This is a genomic window from Oceanospirillum sediminis (assembly GCF_014164585.1).
GTDB lineage: Bacteria > Pseudomonadota > Gammaproteobacteria > Pseudomonadales > Halomonadaceae > Oceanospirillum > Oceanospirillum sediminis.
Map to the genome: position 1 here is coordinate 21,571 of NZ_JACJFM010000004.1, position 17,139 is coordinate 38,709.

Here is a 17,139-nt window from a genome sequence, read left to right on the forward strand (position 1 = left end):
CACTCTATATTTTCGCCCATAAAGAAAAGCGACATTATATGTCTTAATATATTGACCTCATTATGTTTGACTGCAAAAAAAGTGTTAAACATTTATTATCAAGTTAAGTATAAAACCAGGGTTGTCCCTAGGATGGTTATATTTTGCTTTCTGTTATGTTGCTTATAACTGGGGCTTAAATCCCATTTCAGCGACAACGGAGGGCACTATGTCCGGATTTGAGGAAAGAATAAAAAACCATGCTGAACACGTTTGCAATGTAGGCTCACATTGCACAACAGAAGAAACGACTAAACAGGCTTTAATCCTGCCATTACTGGATATTCTGGGATTTTCACCCTTTGACCCTACCCGTGTGAAGGCTGAATATAATGCCGACTTTCCGGGTGCTAAGGCCAGTGAGCGTGTTGATTATGCCCTGTTCTGTGATGCCGTGCCGGTAATGTTTATCGAGGCAAAGGCCCACGGAGAAAAACTGGATAACCATTGCCCGCAACTGTCACGTTATTTTAATGCAACACCAGAGGTCACAATTGGTGCGATCACTAATGGCCGGGAATGGCGTTTCTTTACGGATCTGGCAAATAAGAACATGATGGATGAAGATCCATTTTTGACAGTGGACTTTACAACTCTTGATCCAGCCCTGGTGACAAGGCTACAGCAATTCAAACACGATGAGTTTCAACCAGAAGCTCTGCGCATTCTGGCAGAAGAAACTATCTACCTGAATGCATTTACTGATGCAATCAGCTCTGCACTTCGCTCTCCTGATACCGACTTTGTTCGCTATGTAGCGAGTAAGGCCGGTATTCAACGTCAGTTTAATGCTCGTTTTATTGACAGTGTTACACCTATTGTGAAACAGGCTATTCAGCGGTCAGTCAGTGAGATGGTCGTCAGCGGCCTGTCATCAGGTGCCGTTGTAGCTCCTCCTCCTGTAGAAATACCGACTCAGCCTGAGCCAGTCGCAGTATCAACAACAGATGAAACTGATGAGAAAGCCGATGTTGTTGATCCGAATAATGCGAAGATCATCACAACTTATGCTGAGCGCCGTTTGTTTGAGATTACTCAGGATATTCTGGGAGCAGATACAGAGCTGGCTGCAAAGGATACGGAAAGCTATTACTCAATCTTGTTTCAGGGCAAGGTCAACCGCTGGCTGATGCGTTATCAGGGTGACAAGAAACAACCCAGTGTCTCTTTCTGCATCCCTATGACAGATGAACGCAAGCGAGAGATCGAACGGGCTGGCCTTGAGCTTGGTGCTAGTGACAGCGTGATTATCATGCAACCAGAGCATATCGCTCGTATTCCAGGTCTGATTTTTGATGCGCTGGCTTACTGTTCAGATGACGCCAACTTTAAGCGCAAAATCGCTGAAGCATGATGATGATAGGGCCAAGGCTAGCTTAGCTGGCCTTTGGCGCTCCTCAATGTTATCTGGTCTAATATACGATAAAAAATTTAGTGACTATATATGTAAAAATTAACTAGACGAGAGTTTATTTTATTAAAACAACATATTTTAATTATTATACCACTCAGCAGATAAAATCTGTAGGTGGTTAATTCAATATTACATGATCTTTTTTAAACTATTCAATCATCACAAAACATTATAAGTGACATTAAAAAATGAGCGAAAATTTTTCTTTAAAAGAATTGTTGCCAAAAATAAAGCCAGACAACCACTATCTATCAATACCAAGTGCTAACTATGACAGTTATATCGAAGATCTCAATAAAATTATCAATAAGCTTAAAGCTGTGACAACAGAATATAAAGCAAAAGAGCTAATCGACAAAAAGCTACAGTTTAACACTAAGAAGTTCAATGAAGCTCAATTCATACAAACTGCTTGTGAGTTAACATCAATGAATGAACTTCTGAGCAGAAACGATATTTCATTTAATTATGAGGAACAAGTGACACCACCTCAAGATATAGATTTTTCGATCAAGATAAAGAATCGAAAAATTAATGTAGAAGTAAAGTGTCCATCTTATCAACCAGAAAACAAAGAAGATATAACATTAAAATCAGTAGGGAGAATTAAAGATAGAGTGGCTTTAGATAATACCATTAAAAAAATATCAGATATAATTGAAGGATCCGGAAAAAAAATATGTATAGAAAAAAGCATGGACAATAAACTCAAAGACTATTTAAAATCTGCGCAAAGAAAACTAAAAAACTCTAACGAATCAGACACTAATATATTAATAGTATGTTGTGATAATGCTATAGATATGATGCGCTGGTTTTTGTATTTACATGGATCTCAAGGACTGTTTACAGAAAATAGCTTTGTGGATCGCATAGAGTACAATAGAGTAGACTATGTGTTGCTAACAAATATATTTCACAGGCATAATAAATATTTTGATAATACTATTATCACTGATCATTGGAAGCTTTCAAAATCATTTAACTTGCTTTATCCAAACAAATTATCTTCAAGAAACATAGAGCATAAAGACTGTAATGGAGACTTAGATTTTGTTAGTGATTTATTCCCCAATTACAGCAGGCAGTTCGTTGAATATTTAAATAATAAAAATGATGATCCAACAGAAAATTCATATCATATTATGGATATTGCTCTATTCTCAGATAAATATAGAGATAACGGCATATTCCACTTCAAGGAATCTAAAGGGTAAAACACACAAAAACCTGATAGAACATGTATCAGCAGAGTGAATAATTTATTGATTCCAGTTTTGAATGCCCTACCTCTGAGGGCGTCGGGTGTGTCCAGTTTGTGCTCTGGCAGAAAGCCGCCGTACCAGAGGGGTTGTTGAATCAGGGCATCCAGTGCTAACCGGCTTTTGCCGACACCGCCTTCCCCGGTGATCGCCCACCAGCTGAAGTTGTCGCTCTGGTTTAAAAACTGATCCAGCAGGCGCAGTTCGGTATTCCGCCCGACCAGTTCGGCCTGTCGGGAGGTGTAGGTTAACCAGCTTGCGGTGCCCTTTTCGGGGGGATGAGCGTCCAGAGCTTGCTGGAAGTAGTCCGAGGTTTTCAGGTCCAGTTGAAAGCGCAGGTGCTGAATGGCGTCCTGCATCAAGTTTCGGGTGTCCGCCAGGGTTTCGCCGTGTTCAGTCTGCAGGTTCAGTATCTGAATCAGGCCTTGTTGTTCGGCTTTGAGGTTCGCCCAGTGAACGTCATCCTTCAGCAGGGTGTTCAGGCTGGCTCTGTCCGGGGCTTTAAGGGCCTGATCCAGGCTTTTGTTGGTTCGGGTTTTCAGGATGTTCAGCAGGCTTTCTGACAGGCGAAAGTACCAGTTATCATGGCTGTAGCGGCTCAGGCGCTCGTGCAGTTTCGCTTTCCAGCTGTCGGCCACCAGTCCGGCGGCCTTCTCTACCCCGGCGATCACCAGCGGGGCCACGTGTTTTATCGCCAGCCGGATGGAGAGTTTGTTGATGCCGGTTTCTTCATGTACCCAGTTGACCAGGTCTTTGGTTTTCTCTTCTTCTTTGAAGAAATCTTCATAACCTGCCAGTTCTTTCAATATGTCGGTAAGGTTTTTCGGGCTGTTGTCGGGTGTTTGCTCTGTCATCCTGATTCCCTGAGTGGTGCCACAGTTTTATGATCTGGTTTTGACCGTCTGGCGATGGTGGCCGTGTATTAGCAGATTATCAGGAAGGGGGGCGGGGAGGGCAAGCCTCAGGCGATCTCATCGCTTTGGCCTTAATGGTTTTGCTGTTGTCAGGTTGGTATACTATGTATTACTTTGTAAGACAAAATAATACTTCTGGTGGCATTATGAAGACTGAAACTATTAGCACCCGGATTGATCCAGAAACCAAACTGGCTTTTACCAGCGTTTGTGAAGACATTGGTCTCAGCCCGTCTCAGGCAATCAAGCTGTTTGCCAAAGCGGTGATTAATCATGGTGGTATCCCTTTTGAGCTAAAGGCGAGACAGCCCAATGAGGCAACAGCCGCAGCCATTGCAGAGCTGGAGGCCAGTCAGGGTAATCAGGCCGACAGCGTAGAGGCTTTGTTTGATGATCTGGATACAGGCAAGCTCGACAATGCTTAAGCTGGAATATTCCAACCAATTTAAGAAAGACTTTAAGAAAATCGCTAAGCTGCCTATACCCGATATTGTTGAAGCCGGTCATGTGATCAAGCAGCTTCAGCTCGGGGAGACGTTAGCCGAGAAGTATGTCGATCATGCATTATCCGGTAACTGGCAGGGATACAGAGATTGCCATATCAAGCCGGATCTGGTGCTGATTTATAAGGTTGATGCTCAGTCTCTGAAGCTGGCCAGAATTGGCTCTCATAGTGAGCTGTTCCGTTAGCCTGCTGCTTTTGTATGTTATGGGTATCTGAGGCTGTCAGGTAAGCCTTCATTCATTTTTGAAAAGCATTGAGCATATAAAATAGCTCCACTCGTCTTGTGCCGTACACGGCCGGACCTCTTCTGCTGTTAACGCACTTTTCCAGCAAACTCCCTGTTTTTCTAAAGACAGCATCATTCGATTGTCTGTTTACCAACCCTTCGTTTTCTTTTTAATTAACAGGAGAACATTATGAGAAGTCACTACCCGGCCAAACGCACAATCCTTAACTGGGTTGAACCCGAAGGCCAGAACCAGATGGTACTGTGTGCCGCCAGCGGTCAGGAGGTGTTTAACCTGGTCTTTTCCAATGAGGATGCACTGATCATCGCGCTGTTAATTCTGGATTATATGAAGGACTGGCCAGAGCTGGGGAGTTTTCCGGCCACGGCATCCTTTATCGATCCGGAGGTTTTCACAGCCATTAAAAGCAAGACAAAAACCATCCGTCAGGTTCCCAGAACCATCCCTGATCCACTCTATATAAGGCTGCGCGATCCGGCATTCAGAATGGAGTACTTAGGTTATTAGCTCCAGTTCAAAGTCTATACACAGTTTTTCCAGAAGCTCAGTCAGTTTATCTCTGGTGAATTCGTCACCCACATAAACCGTATATTTTTTGGAGTAATTATTCCGGCTATCCTTAGAACAGGTCTTTGGCCGATATTGCCTGATATGAGAGTCAATCATAGCAACATGCTCAAAAGGCGCTGAGAAGTGCACCGCCTGATTAATGGGCCAGTCATCTCTGACCGGAGGAAAAAAGAATATTCCATCCGACAAATTCGCTGATGCAGATGCTCTGCTTTGACTGATTGCCAACTGGAGCTGAAACCGGGCATTTTCGGTTTGCTGTTTCTCAAGGTTAAAGGTTGACGGTGCCGTTTCTGGAAGAGAAATGTCCCCCAGTGCGATAGCCTGAGTGACCGGGTTTTCAGCATGGGTGGCGTAAAGTGTTTGCTTAATCGCTGTTGTGAGCGTTGTACGCAAAGCACGCAGCCCTTCATCCGTACTACGATACACAATGGCTCTCTGGCTGTGCAGGTCAAAGGGCAGTGTAGTGCCTTCTTCCATCAGCAGTATCAGCTTTCTTCTGAAGCTGTGGCGTATCCCCACTTCATACAACACATTCGGGTTCAGTCCGGTCAGGTCTGCAATGGCTAATTCATTTTCTATCAGGTGTTTGAACATCTGATTATGAATGCTGCCAGTGTCAATAATCTGATGAGAGATCACCGGTCTGAATCCAAATTCAGTCAGAGTGGGGGTATACACTTTTTCCAGCAAGCGATCCGTGCGTAAACGGACTTCAGAATCCGTCGAATCAATCGGCGTGATAATAAAACAGGGTTTCATATTGTCTTCCATGAACAATTAACAAGTCAGAATTCGTCTGTCCGTCATTGTAAGCCCTGCTTCCTGTCTGTCGATTCACTTTTTTCAGCTCATGTATTAAGAGGTTTATATGACAACACCCAATAATGAACCCTTCCTGCAGGACGTGGCCTGCCATCAGTTAACCGTTCACCAGAAAGACCGTTTGTATCGTCATCTGAGCTTTTCAGATGGTACACAGGATAAAGCTTTCAGTATTACAACCTGGCCTTATCACCTTTGTATCAGTGGCGATATGGGCTGTTATGTATTCTCTGTCAGTCAGGATATGTGTGCATTTATGCATTCAGATTCTCCTCAGCTCCGGCACGATCCGGAGTATCTGGCCAGTAACCTGACGGCTCCTCACTCAGATGATCAGTCTGTCCGGGTATTTGATTATGCTCCGGTACATCAGGCCATTCAGGAAGCTTTTCATAACCGGTTTGATGGTTCTGACGATGATCCGGACTGGATCGAAGCACTGCAGGAACAGATAGAAGATGAGTTTCTGAGCTGTACAGACCGTCATGAGCTGATGGAAGCTTTACAGTTCTGGGATGCAGACACAACCGGATTAGACCTTCTGGGCCTTGCTCAAAGTAAAGTGCATTACCGGCTGAGTGACTGTTTTATCTGGTGCTGTCAGGCTGTCCATTGGGGCATTCATCAGTATTATCAGCAAGTCGTCTCTGCACCGGCCAGCGCCTGATACCAGATCCTCCCTGATTCAGACCACTTTTCTGTTTTTCTTCACCATTAATGACCAGCCCGGTGCCGTAGTGATGCCATTCTGGCCAATCGCTTTACCACTACCTCACACCTCACCCATACAGACAAGGAGAACGCCCTATGTCAGAAGTTCCTTCACCACCGTTAGCGACCTCACTGGATCAGATCGATCTACAGATGCTGGAAGCCAAAGAGAACCTGCTCCGGCAGCAGGCAGAGAAAGCCCTCCGGGAGGATCAGAAAGCTCTGCTGATTGCCCGCGCCGATGATTTTAAGCTTCAGCAGAAGCGCCTGAGAAAACGGATCGAATCCCGGCCACCTAAACTCAGCTGGTTAATTGAAGAAGATGGTAACCATATCCAGCTGACCCGGATGCATAACGGCAAACCTCTGGATGCTTATCCGCCAGTACATCGTTCCATGGCCGGTGTGTACCTGCAGGCCATTGTTCAGGGGTTTCATCCTCCACGGGTTCTGACACCCATTGAACCGCCTGCTGAATAGTCTGTTTTTTCTATACTGGATGTATGTCCAGTAATCTGATTTTCCCCTCTTTACCGCACATGGATACCCCACTGTCCACGGTTTGCCCTGCGCGTCTTTAACTCCTTGATCGGGCGTTAGCGGGGCCTTTTTAAAGGATTTGTATTATGAAGAATGCATCGCAGCCTCAGTATTCTGACGCTGAGGCCCTGAAGGATCAGATCATTACCGGCTCTGTTGAAACGGTCGGGACGCTGATCAATGACGCCGCCTGCGACCGGGACAGGATTCTGATCGCATCCAGCATCGCCAGCCTCACTCTGGGCATGCTCTATTCCGTTAAGGGTGAAGACGATTTTGATCTGTTTCTGAAAGATCTGGTCAGGCTGATAAAAGAAGATCCTCTGCCCCTTTTAACCTGTAAACCCGAACGTCTGAACTGATCAGGAGGTCAGCCACTATGACACGATTCGTACCGGAATCCGCTCAGGGTTCATCGTTAAAACACCCGCCTTCTGAACGCTCTCCCTTTCAGAACAGCGGCCCGATGGCCTTCAGCCTGCCCCATGCGGTGATTATCGCCGGAGCCGGTCTGGGCAGCCATTTTCAGCATGAGTTGCTACTGCAGCTGGCAGCGATGCAGATCGGTTTGTTTGCGCTGTTTTCTCTGGGCATCTTGCTGATCCCGATGAAGTATCTCTGCAAGCACCTTGATCAGCCGTTCACCCAGGCTGACCGCAGTGACTGGACGATCCTGACCGTCATGGTCCTGCTCCTGCTGGAGTGGTATGTGGGCGTCGCTGTCATGGTGTTCTCGGTGATCGCGGGGTTTATCCTGAAGGGCACACTGAGCCATGCCATGAAGCCCCGGCTGAAAGAGAACTGGCTGGAGGATTCCCTGAAAACATCATCGAACCGCCAGAGTGATTCGGATAGCGATGCTGCACAATGAAGTGGTCGTCAGGATCTGATCAGAACGGCCTGAATCTCAGATATTCAGGTCGTTTTGTGAAGATTCCGACTCCTTCAGGTTGTTTTATACCAGTTTTGCCTCGTTTCCTTTTCCATCCCCATGCGGAGGTTAACGAGGCTTTTTTATGCCTGTCTTTCGCCCTGAGGGTGATGATTATGGAACCTCTTTTATCGTTGAACGCTCCGGAACCGGCCAGCATAGCAAAGCCTTCTGCTGAACATCCGGAGTTAGCACCCGGTTCAGATCGGTCTGATCAATCCACTTCCGGTGATCCGATTCCCGGCGATCCGGAGTATCAGGAAGAGCAACTCAGTCTGTTCTGAACCCTGTCCCGATTTTCCCTTACCTGGCGGGTGTCCTTCCCTGCGGATGCCGGTCAGGTCTTTTTTACCCCACGTTTTTTACCTTTCTATTCATAACGTACAAGGAGTATGTGATGTCTCTGTGTGAACTACAGACCGTTTTAAATCAGGCCGCTGAGGCCAGTACCGGTGCTCATAAGGCGCTGACCAGTGCAACCGATCAACTGAAAGCCTCCCATGATCTGCTAACAGCAGAACGTAATATCGCGCTGGATAATCTGGCCGTGATGCAGGCCGCTCTACTGGAGAACCGGCTGAACGGTGCCACAGCCGCCATGAAGTGGATCACGGAGCGACTGACCATGAGTGGTGGTCGCCCTGATCCGGATAGCCCCTGGCTGAATGATCCGCTGAAGTATCGTATTGCTCATGGCAGTAAGCCCCGGTTCTGCCCGGTGTGTGGCAGTCCGTCTCAGGGGCTGGTGAGTGATCCGGTCTGTTCGGCGGATTGCCACAGAACACGCTTTCTGGAGACGCTTCCGGAAGCCTCCCGGGACGCCGCTAAACCGTTGTTCCCCTTCTGTGCCAGCGACTGGACCGAGGAACGGGATCTCAGGTTACCTTTCAATATCGGTGAGTATGCTTATGCCACCGATGGCCGCTTGCTGATCCGACGCCCGGCTGTCGAAGGGCTGACAGAACTGCAGGATGAGCATATTCCTTCCGCTCAGAAGGTCCGGGATCTGGTCAGCCCGCTGGAGAGTCGCCGCTACCAGAAGACAGAGATCAGAGTGCCGGAGCAGTGTCCGGATTGCTTGGGCAGAGGCTTTCATGAGCTGATCACTGATCATGTGGCGTATCACCTGGATTGTCATACCTGCAAAGGCAGTGGTACCGGCATCAGTGATCTGCTGCCGGTCTCACCTCCGGCGCTTAAAGGCACCTACGCCGCCAGCTATGTGGCCCTGATTCAGGATCTGCCGGATCTGGAGGTCAGTGAAGATCCGGAGAATCATACCCTGTACTTCCGTTTCTCTGGCGGGGCCGGAATCCTGATGGGACTGGAACCCAAAGGGATGACACCTCTGGTCAAAGAGCCTCCGGAAGCCGATTGTTACTGCCACTTGCAGATGAAGGACGGTTCCACCCGCTATGCTGCCGCCATCTACTTAGAGCCGGAGCACAGCCAGCCCATCTGGCGCGAATGCCTGACCGATCAGGAGATTGTCCGCCAGAGTATCGAAGCCTGGCGACCTCTGATCGGAGTGTATCGCAAGTAGATCTCTGTTGTTCTTCTAACCTTTTGTTTTTAAAGCCTCATTTTTATGCGCAAAACCGGAACCTCTGGTCTCCGGGGAATCACAGCGCCTGCTCACAAGGAATATGACGATGGATACACAAAAACCGCTGATTCAGACCGAGATCATTCTGGATCTCTCCACTATGGCCGCTGAACGGGTACCTCCGGCGGTGGCGAATCACCTGCGCGATGCGCTCTCAGAGTTTGAACCCGGTGAACAGGATGTGATGGCCGTGATTGAGAACGGCCTGCTGGATCGCTTTGTCGTACTGGGCGCAGTTCCGGAACCGCATACCGAGCCAGACCCAGAAGAGGGTGTTCACTGGAACCCGGTACATGTTCAGGTCCGCTGGTTTCAGGGGCCGACACTGGAGAAGGTCTACCAGCAGATCACCGAATGGCGCGATGCCATGTATGCCGATGCCCCTGTCAGTCTTAACTAACATAACCCTCTGTTTTTAAAGCCTCATTTTTATGCGCAAAACCGGAAGTTACTTTTACTGTCGCGATGAAGGAGCACTTATGACGCTATACCGACACGGGCAATACCCTCAAACCCAACAAACCATGACCGAGAAATCGAGCGCTCAGCTCGCGTATGTCAAACAGCTGATCAGTTCTGCTGAAGATGAAAAGCAGGCCACTAAACTACTGGCGAATCTGGCCTCGCTGAGTCTGGGGTACATCCTGGCCAGTCAGGGGCAGGCTTATCACGATCATGTCATCGAGATCCTTCGGCAACACCCGATCATCATCCCGGCTGAAAACTGATCCTTAACCTTACAGGAGGTCACTATGCGTCTGATCTGGCTGATCACTACCGCTGTGCTGTTTACTGCCAGCAGTTATTTCAGTGTCCGTCTGTTGCTGCAGCTGGCGGATGATACCGCCACCGGCATCGCTTATGGTGCCGTGGCTATTGCGCTGGCTCTGGTTCAGTATGCGGCACTGCCTTATGGCATCCGGGGCTGGAGTCAGGGCAGGCATTTCTCTGCCAGCGTTTACTTCGTCACCTGGGCATTACTGACCCTGCTCAGCATCGCGGCCAGTGCCGGTGCGCTGATTGGCGATACGCAGCAACAACAACACCGGCAGCATACCGGCAGTCTGGAATATCAGCTGCTCACCAGCCAGATCAGACAGCTTCAGTTACAGGCTGACAGCATTCAGGCCACCGCTAAAACCGATAGTGAGAACGGCTACCGCAGCCGGGCACTGAAAACACTGGATAAGCTACCGGCCATTCAGCAGCAGATCTCTGAACTGCGTTTGCAGCTGAGTGCTTTACCGGCCAGTAGCAACACAGCGGCATCTGCTCTGTTTGAGCGCATCGCCAGACAACTGAAGGCTGATCCAGATCAGGTGATGACCGGAGCTTATCTTCTGGTAGCGGTACTGATTGAACTGGCGTTAACGGTGTCGGTCTCCGCCCTGTCAGAGGGTATGGCCACGGCATCCGCTCATATGGCTACAGAGCAAAACACGCCTTCGGAAGCTACTGAAACTCAGCGCCACACAACCTCATCCCCACAAACCACAACCGAACCGGGCACTTTGACCGCCCGGCTTAAATCACTGATCAGGCCGCCGGATGGTCGGCCCGTTACCAGTTAGAGGCACAGGTAATGAAGACCCGATCAACAGAAGAGATCATCAGACACGCTCTTCAGAAAGAACTCAGTGTGCTCTCAAGAGCAAAAGACAAAGCCAGGCAGACTTCCGAAGACTACATAAATGCTCATACAGAGCTCAGTGAAACCATGAAAGAGTTTCAGGCAGAGTTGGATAAGAAAGTGCCCTGCCCCAACAAGCTGGTGGAGATTAACAAGAGAACCAAATACTTCGACAGCCTCACACGGAAAAACCCTGATGCAATATTCGATAAGGAACACACCACCCGGCACGAGCATGATGCTCTGGCAAGTTACCTGACATTCAAATACAAAGCCCAATCGTGAAAGGAACACATCAAATGACAATTCAACCCGCCCCTGTTACCCGCAATACCGATGGTCACTGGCAGCATCCGGATCTTCCGGACTGGAGCGACACCACCTCCAGCCCTGAGATGGAATACTGGCTCACCCAGCAGGGCCTGAACTCAAAAGTACTGCAGATCGGCTCACGCATCCCTCAGAAGGTCATCAACCGCTGGCTGGCCGGAGAGTCCGGACGCTCTGATGATATGCCCGAACGCTACAGCCTCGGGGACAGCATCGTACTGGCGGTCTATCAGGCCGAGGAGTTCACCACCGTCTGGTTAGGCACACCCACTCAGCACACCGGTCAGAGGACAGACAGCAATGAAGTTTACTCCGCAGCTTGATGCCCAGGGCAATTACTTCTGGTTAGTGGAAATGAGATGCCATCAGCGCTTGTTAATGGCTGAAGGTTATACCCTGAAAGAAGCCATTGAAAACGGCCTGAAACTGGTTGAAGAGATGGCGATTCAGGCTGCCAGAAGGAAATTCCCGGCGTTATGAGACCTCCACATACCCCACCCGAACGAACGATGAACTTACTGAACACCATCTGAAGCCCTGCACTGTTTGCGGGGCTTTTTTATACAAGGATGATCACCATGACTTACACCATCACAGGACCCAAAGCCGCTCTGATCACAGTACTGTGTGATGAGGATCTGGAACCCCATCACATCGAAATCGGCTGCATGCTGGTCAAGGCCTTCCGGGATGAAAACAACCTGGTGTACTGGCCATTGCCGGATTGCAGGCGCACCTACAACAAGAATATGGCACTGGATTTTGCTCATAAGCTATCCGGTATTGCACGCACAGAACCGGAACCACTGCCCATGCCCGAACAGAGCCTGAACAGGACCCAGTCAGAGGATCAACAGGAGCCAGATTATGAGCCAGCTATCGGTTGAAGAAGCCGCTCAGCGGCTGAACTTTCCCGGCGGACGTAATGCCCTGTACAAATATCTGAGAGCCCATGCGGGCTTTCAGGGCACGATTGCACCTTACTCTCTGGTGTTTCAGGGCTTCTTTGTGGTGATTGATGGCCAGTACGAACGAGGCCGTCAGACCATCTATACCCAGACCACCAAAGTGACCACCCAGGGGCTGACGTTTATTGCCCAGCTGATGAACGAGCATCCACCAGAAAAGAAAGTGCCATCCAGAAGAAATACACACAGAAAAACTCGTACTTCCGGAAAAAGATCAGGAGCCAGACCATGATTAAACGCAAGCTGATGCCTTTACACCAATGGGTTGAAGAACGCTTTATCGGAGATCCGCCAACCATGTGTACTCTTCGCCGGTTATGCGTTAACGGTGAATTACCCGCCAAAAAAATTGGCAGGAAATGGTATATCGATGTTGAAGCAGAAGTGAACTATACCGGCGATGAGCTGGCCGACAATGTATTAAAAGGCGTATAAACAGGATGAGCTATGGCGGCACGACCAAGAAAACGTAAAAACAAATCCCTTGAACCCAACCTGTACGAAAAGAATGGCTACTTCACCTACCGTCGCCCTGATACAAAAACACTGCATGGTATGGGTAAAAACAAAGCTAAAGCCCAAGCTGCAGCCAGAAAACTGAATGCCAGATTATGCAAGGATGCCGATCTGGTGGCTCAGGTTATGGGGACAGCAGACAGGACAATTGCCGATGCCTGTGAAGCCTTTATACAGGAACGAATCGAGGATAACCCAAAGCTGGTCGAAGCCAGCAAGAAAGAGAAAATCTATCGGGTAAACCGTATCAACCGTGATCTGGGGGCTTTACCTCTGGAAGGTTTTACAACAGCAGATGCTGCCGACTGGCTTAGTAAGGGCTTTAAAGGAGACTCATATAAACAACATCGCTCTGTATTATCCCAGATTCTTAACTTTTCCCAGACCAAAGGCTGGTCTGATAAGAATGTTGTCACTCCTACTTTGTCTCACGATCTGCACCATAAAAAAGAACGCCAGCGATTGACACTGGATCAGTTCAGGGCCATTTACAAACTGGCTGATCCCTGGTTTCAGATTGCGATGGATCTGGCCATTCTTACCTGTCAGGGTCGGAATGAGATCGCCAGCATGAAGCACAGTGATATTAGGGAAGGTGTACTGTATGTAATCCGTCAGAAAACCCGTAACAAAACGGATACGGCTTACATTGCCATCGAAGTGACACCCGCATTACAGGAGGTCATAAACAGAAGTCTGGCACAGCCTCCTCAGTCACCATCCATTGTTCATAGACTGCCCTCAAAGGTTTATCACACAACCCGTAAAAACAATGACTGGTCAGTAAAACCAGATTACCTGACACGGGAATTCCGGAAACTGAGAGATAAAATACAAAGCATCAGATCTCTACACGAAAAAGCCAAACCGACGTTTCATGAGATACGTTCATTGGGGGGATATTTGATGGAACAAGCCGGATCGCAAACTCAGGAAGTGCAGGCCTTAATGGGACATGCTGATGCCAGTATGACAGAACATTATCTATCCGGGCATGATCAGAAATGGACAGCAGCCCGAGCGGCACTAGTGAATCCCAGACTCCAGAAAATGGACCAGAAGGAATAATAGTTTTGGGAATATTTTAGGAAAATTTTGGGAATGAGCAGACGAAAAAAAACAGCAACTCATTATAAGTTGCTGTTTTTCAAGATAAAACGATGGTCGGGACGAGAGGATTCGAACCTCCGACCCCCACAACCCCATTGTGGTGCGCTACCAGGCTGCGCTACGTCCCGAAACATGCTGCATATTATACTATCACAGAAAGCGAAAGCAACTATTTTCTGCAACAGTATCAACAGGTTAGGCTTGAAAATAATTCAAGGCACTAACCTGAAGCTAAAGCCTGTTACTGACGAGTATGCTCTGGTAGATCATCGAAACCTTCTACTCTGGACTTGAGCTTCTGCCCCGGTCTGAAAGTAACAACCCTGCGTGCAGAGATAGGAATTTCTTCACCAGTTTTAGGATTACGCCCCGGACGCTCACGCTTATCGCGCAGGTCGAAGTTACCAAAACCGGATAGTTTTACCTGCTCGTTATCTTTCAGACATTCGCGAATTTCCTCGAAAAACAGTTCAACCATGTCTTTCGCTTCACGCTTGGTCAATCCCAATTCCAGGTACAGCTTTTCTGCCATTTCAGCTTTAGTTAACGCGGACATTTTATCAGCTCCTCAGGCTTGCTCCGAACTGCTCTTGTGCAGAGGATACAATCTGATCAACTAAATCGTTGATTTCCTCATCATTTAGAGTGCGTGATGCATCCTGCCACGTCAAGCCCAAAGCAACACTTTTTCGTTGTTCTTCAACACCTTTGCCCTGATAAACATCAAAAAGACTTAAATCTTTCAGATTTTCACCTGCATTGGCACGAATTGTTGCCATCAGGTGAGCAACTGGAGTTGTCTCATCAACAATGAAAGCCAGATCACGGCGAACCTCTGGATATTTAGACAGAGACTCAAAACGAGCCACTACGCCATCCTGAAGGTCTGACAATTTCAGTTCGAATGTATAGACCGTGCTCTTCAGCCCCAGTTCTTTTTGAACTTTAGGATGCAGAGCGCCAATATAACCGATTACATTGTCATTACGAATGATCTTTGCAGTCTGGCCTGGATGCAAAGCAGGATGCTCAGCAGGTTCAAAACGACATTGATCCAGAATACCACTATCAGCCAACAAGGTTTCCAGATCACCTTTCAGGTCAAAGAAATCCATTGCATCGGACTGACCGGTCCAGCCTTCAGGGTCACGACTACCGGTAGCAATAACAGCCAGCATAGGGTCCTGAACCATCTCTTCGCCTTGCTGGATAAAACACTGACCCGTTTCAAACAAACGAACACGGCTTTGCTGACGATTCTGGTTGTACTGCACTGTCTTTGCCAGACCAGCAATCAGAGTAGTACGCATCACAGACAGATCAGCCGAAATAGGATTAGCCAGCGCGATAGGCTTATTAACCGGATCAAACAGATTGGACAGGGCTGGCTCAATAAAGCTGAAAGTGATCGCTTCCTGATAACCACGAGCAGCCAGAGACTGACGGATAAGACGGATCGGTTTAATCGCTTCCGGCTGAGCTTCAATGCCCAGAGCCATAGTTGGACTCTTAACAGGCAGATTGTCATAGCCATAAACACGAGCTACTTCTTCAATCAGATCTTCTTCGATGCTGATATCAAAACGGTGACTTGGTACCTTAGCACGCCACGCACCGTTTGCTTCAGTGCTCAGCTCAAGACCCAGACGAGTCAGAATGTCTTCCACCTTCTCTGCTGGCATCGCCATAGCCAGAATCTGGTTCAGACGCTCTGGACGCAGAATTACGTCATCGCGGGCTGGTAGTTTGTCTTCAGCAACCGCTTCAGTCACAGGCCCAGCTTCACCGCCAACAATTTCCAGTAGCAGATTGGTCGCTCGTTCCATCGCTTTAGCTTGTAGTGTGAAATCTACACCACGCTCATAGCGGTGAGAGGAATCAGTGTGTAAACCATAAGAACGAGCACGGCCGGCAATAGCAATCGGCTCGAAGAAAGCGCACTCCAGAAAGATATCACTGGACTCTTCAGTAACCTTAGTCTGCTCCCCCCCCATGATACCGGCCATAGCCACGGCTTTTTCATGGTCAGCAATCACCAGTGTATCGTCATTCAGTTCAACTTCGGAACCATCCAGCAGTTCCAGCTTTTCACCTTGCTCAGCCAGACGTACACGGATACCGCCAGACAGCTTCGCCAGATCAAAAGCGTGCATTGGCTGACCCAGCTCCAGCAGAACGTAGTTGGTTACATCAACTACCGGATCAATAGCACGTACGCCGCTACGACGTAGCTTCTCAACCATCCACAGCGGCGTTGTCGCTGTCGGGTTAACACCCTTGATCACCCGGCCCAGATAACGAGGACAAGCGTCATTGTCAATCAGCTCAATACCAAAGGTCTCATCGATACTCACCGACGCAGCTGCTACTTCCGGTACGGTAACTGTTGTTTGAGTCAATACACCCACTTCACGGGCCAGACCAGCAATACCCAGACAATCACTGCGATTCGGAGTCAGATCAACTTCCAGAATAGTATCGTTCAGATTCAGGTATTCACGCAGATCAGCACCCACAGGAGCATCTGTTGCCAGCTCCATGATACCGCCGTGATCGTCAGAAATACCCAGTTCATCTTCCGCACACAGCATACCGAAAGACTCAACCTGACGCAGTTTGGCTTTTTTGATCTTAAAATCGCCCGGCAGCACAGCACCCACTTTCGCAAAAGCGGTTTTCAGGCCTGCACGAGCATTGCTCGCACCACATACAACCTGAAAAGTTTCATTACCATCACTGACAGAGCACACCTGCAGCTTATCAGCATTCGGGTGTTGCTCGGCAGACAGAATCTCACCAACCACCACACCAGAGAAATCATCTGCTGCTTTTTCTACACCATCCACTTCCAGACCGGACAGAGAAAGCAGGCTTTCCAGCTCTTCCGTTGTGATGGATGGATTCACCCATTCACGGAGCCACTGTTCACTGAATTTCATTTTTCTTTCCTGAATCTTGCAAAATACGTTAGTACGGCTCAGGTTGATTACTTTTTCCGGTCAAGACACCGGAATCAGTGT

General features: G+C 48.3%; 25 protein-coding genes and 1 tRNA gene. 21 read left to right on the top strand and 5 right to left on the bottom strand.

Annotation, left to right across the window (positions count from 1 at the left end):
• Positions 1-208 precede the first annotated feature (208 nt).
• Both H4O21_RS04180 and H4O21_RS04185 read left to right on the top strand, forming a co-directional pair.
• Positions 209-1,393, top strand: coding sequence for a type I restriction endonuclease (locus H4O21_RS04180; protein WP_182807599.1), 1,185 nt, complete (start codon positions 209-211; stop codon positions 1,391-1,393).
• Positions 1,394-1,641: 248 nt separating this feature from the next.
• Positions 1,642-2,670, top strand: coding sequence for a hypothetical protein (locus H4O21_RS04185; RefSeq protein ID WP_182807600.1), 1,029 nt, complete (start codon positions 1,642-1,644; stop codon positions 2,668-2,670).
• Here the strand turns inward: H4O21_RS04185 and H4O21_RS04190 are convergent.
• Positions 2,592-3,569 (bottom strand): hypothetical protein, encoded by a 978-nt coding sequence (locus H4O21_RS04190; RefSeq protein ID WP_182807601.1) that lies wholly within the window; start codon positions 3,567-3,569, stop codon positions 2,592-2,594. The genes H4O21_RS04185 and H4O21_RS04190 overlap by 79 nt on opposite strands.
• A 206-nt stretch (positions 3,570-3,775) precedes the next feature.
• On the opposite strand from H4O21_RS04190, the gene H4O21_RS04195 reads away from it, so the two are divergent.
• The 3 genes from H4O21_RS04195 (at position 3,776) to H4O21_RS04205 (ending at position 4,889) form a co-directional block, all read left to right on the top strand.
• Positions 3,776-4,054 (top strand): type II toxin-antitoxin system RelB/DinJ family antitoxin, encoded by a 279-nt coding sequence (locus H4O21_RS04195; protein WP_182807602.1) that lies wholly within the window; start codon positions 3,776-3,778, stop codon positions 4,052-4,054.
• Entirely contained in the window at positions 4,047-4,319 is a 273-nt protein-coding gene (locus H4O21_RS04200) for a type II toxin-antitoxin system RelE/ParE family toxin (protein WP_182807603.1), read from the top strand. Before H4O21_RS04195 ends, H4O21_RS04200 begins: the two co-directional genes overlap by 8 nt.
• A 231-nt stretch (positions 4,320-4,550) precedes the next feature.
• The gene (locus H4O21_RS04205) at positions 4,551-4,889 is read left to right on the top strand and encodes a hypothetical protein (protein WP_182807604.1); all 339 of its coding nucleotides are present in this window, start codon (positions 4,551-4,553) and stop codon (positions 4,887-4,889) included.
• Here the strand turns inward: H4O21_RS04205 and H4O21_RS04210 are convergent.
• Entirely contained in the window at positions 4,878-5,714 is an 837-nt protein-coding gene (locus tag H4O21_RS04210) for a hypothetical protein (RefSeq protein ID WP_182807605.1), read from the bottom strand. The two genes, H4O21_RS04205 and H4O21_RS04210, sit on opposite strands and share 12 nt — an antisense overlap.
• Before the next feature lie 109 nt (positions 5,715-5,823).
• On the opposite strand from H4O21_RS04210, the gene H4O21_RS04215 reads away from it, so the two are divergent.
• The 16 genes from H4O21_RS04215 to H4O21_RS04290 all read left to right on the top strand — a co-directional run bounded on the left by H4O21_RS04215 (position 5,824) and on the right by H4O21_RS04290 (position 14,077).
• On the top strand, positions 5,824-6,444 hold the full coding sequence (locus H4O21_RS04215) for a hypothetical protein (RefSeq protein WP_182807606.1): 621 nt from the start codon (positions 5,824-5,826) through the stop codon (positions 6,442-6,444).
• Between the two features lie 140 nt (positions 6,445-6,584).
• Positions 6,585-6,968: a hypothetical protein gene (locus tag H4O21_RS04220; RefSeq protein WP_182807607.1), complete on the top strand. Its 384-nt coding sequence runs from the start codon at positions 6,585-6,587 to the stop codon at positions 6,966-6,968.
• 146 nt (positions 6,969-7,114) lie between these two features.
• Positions 7,115-7,390, top strand: coding sequence for a hypothetical protein (locus tag H4O21_RS04225; RefSeq protein ID WP_182807608.1), 276 nt, complete (start codon positions 7,115-7,117; stop codon positions 7,388-7,390).
• Positions 7,391-7,407: 17 nt separating this feature from the next.
• The gene (locus H4O21_RS04230; RefSeq protein WP_182807609.1) at positions 7,408-7,899 is read left to right on the top strand and encodes a hypothetical protein; all 492 of its coding nucleotides are present in this window, start codon (positions 7,408-7,410) and stop codon (positions 7,897-7,899) included.
• 176 nt (positions 7,900-8,075) lie between these two features.
• Complete coding sequence (locus H4O21_RS04235; protein WP_182807610.1) at positions 8,076-8,243, top strand: hypothetical protein; 168 nt, start codon at positions 8,076-8,078, stop codon at positions 8,241-8,243.
• 113 nt (positions 8,244-8,356) lie between these two features.
• Complete coding sequence (locus H4O21_RS04240; RefSeq protein WP_182807611.1) at positions 8,357-9,502, top strand: hypothetical protein; 1,146 nt, start codon at positions 8,357-8,359, stop codon at positions 9,500-9,502.
• Positions 9,503-9,611: 109 nt separating this feature from the next.
• Entirely contained in the window at positions 9,612-9,965 is a 354-nt protein-coding gene (locus tag H4O21_RS04245) for a hypothetical protein (RefSeq protein ID WP_182807612.1), read from the top strand.
• A gap of 79 nt (positions 9,966-10,044) precedes the next feature.
• Complete coding sequence (locus H4O21_RS04250) at positions 10,045-10,293, top strand: hypothetical protein (RefSeq protein WP_182807613.1); 249 nt, start codon at positions 10,045-10,047, stop codon at positions 10,291-10,293.
• Between the two features lie 24 nt (positions 10,294-10,317).
• Positions 10,318-11,136 carry a hypothetical protein gene (locus H4O21_RS04255; protein WP_182807614.1) on the top strand — a complete coding sequence of 273 codons (819 nt, stop codon included), beginning with the start codon at positions 10,318-10,320 and terminating at the stop codon, positions 11,134-11,136.
• An 11-nt stretch (positions 11,137-11,147) separates the two neighbouring features.
• Positions 11,148-11,480 carry a hypothetical protein gene (locus H4O21_RS04260; protein ID WP_182807615.1) on the top strand — a complete coding sequence of 111 codons (333 nt, stop codon included), beginning with the start codon at positions 11,148-11,150 and terminating at the stop codon, positions 11,478-11,480.
• A 14-nt stretch (positions 11,481-11,494) separates the two neighbouring features.
• On the top strand, positions 11,495-11,848 hold the full coding sequence (locus H4O21_RS04265) for a hypothetical protein (RefSeq protein ID WP_182807616.1): 354 nt from the start codon (positions 11,495-11,497) through the stop codon (positions 11,846-11,848).
• Positions 11,826-12,005, top strand: a complete 180-nt coding sequence (locus H4O21_RS04270) for a hypothetical protein (protein WP_182807617.1) — start codon at positions 11,826-11,828, stop codon at positions 12,003-12,005. The genes H4O21_RS04265 and H4O21_RS04270 overlap by 23 nt, the downstream gene beginning before the upstream one ends.
• A 98-nt stretch (positions 12,006-12,103) precedes the next feature.
• Complete coding sequence (locus H4O21_RS04275; protein WP_182807618.1) at positions 12,104-12,412, top strand: hypothetical protein; 309 nt, start codon at positions 12,104-12,106, stop codon at positions 12,410-12,412.
• Positions 12,393-12,725 carry a hypothetical protein gene (locus tag H4O21_RS04280; protein WP_182807619.1) on the top strand — a complete coding sequence of 111 codons (333 nt, stop codon included), beginning with the start codon at positions 12,393-12,395 and terminating at the stop codon, positions 12,723-12,725. The genes H4O21_RS04275 and H4O21_RS04280 overlap by 20 nt, the downstream gene beginning before the upstream one ends.
• A complete protein-coding gene (locus tag H4O21_RS04285; RefSeq protein ID WP_182807620.1) occupies positions 12,722-12,928 on the top strand; it encodes a helix-turn-helix domain-containing protein in 207 nt (68 codons plus the stop codon). The genes H4O21_RS04280 and H4O21_RS04285 overlap by 4 nt, the downstream gene beginning before the upstream one ends.
• 12 nt (positions 12,929-12,940) lie before the next feature.
• Positions 12,941-14,077 carry a tyrosine-type recombinase/integrase gene (locus tag H4O21_RS04290; RefSeq protein ID WP_182807621.1) on the top strand — a complete coding sequence of 379 codons (1,137 nt, stop codon included), beginning with the start codon at positions 12,941-12,943 and terminating at the stop codon, positions 14,075-14,077.
• A 93-nt stretch (positions 14,078-14,170) separates the two neighbouring features.
• On the opposite strand, the gene H4O21_RS04295 is transcribed toward H4O21_RS04290, so the two are convergent.
• From H4O21_RS04295 to pheT, 3 genes are all read right to left on the bottom strand, one after another.
• Positions 14,171-14,247, bottom strand: a tRNA-Pro gene (locus tag H4O21_RS04295).
• A 113-nt stretch (positions 14,248-14,360) separates the two neighbouring features.
• On the bottom strand, positions 14,361-14,675 hold the full coding sequence (ihfA, locus tag H4O21_RS04300; protein ID WP_182807622.1) for an integration host factor subunit alpha: 315 nt from the start codon (positions 14,673-14,675) through the stop codon (positions 14,361-14,363).
• 4 nt (positions 14,676-14,679) lie between these two features.
• Positions 14,680-17,058, bottom strand: a complete 2,379-nt coding sequence (pheT, locus tag H4O21_RS04305; protein WP_182807623.1) for a phenylalanine--tRNA ligase subunit beta — start codon at positions 17,056-17,058, stop codon at positions 14,680-14,682.
• Positions 17,059-17,139 lie beyond the last annotated feature (81 nt).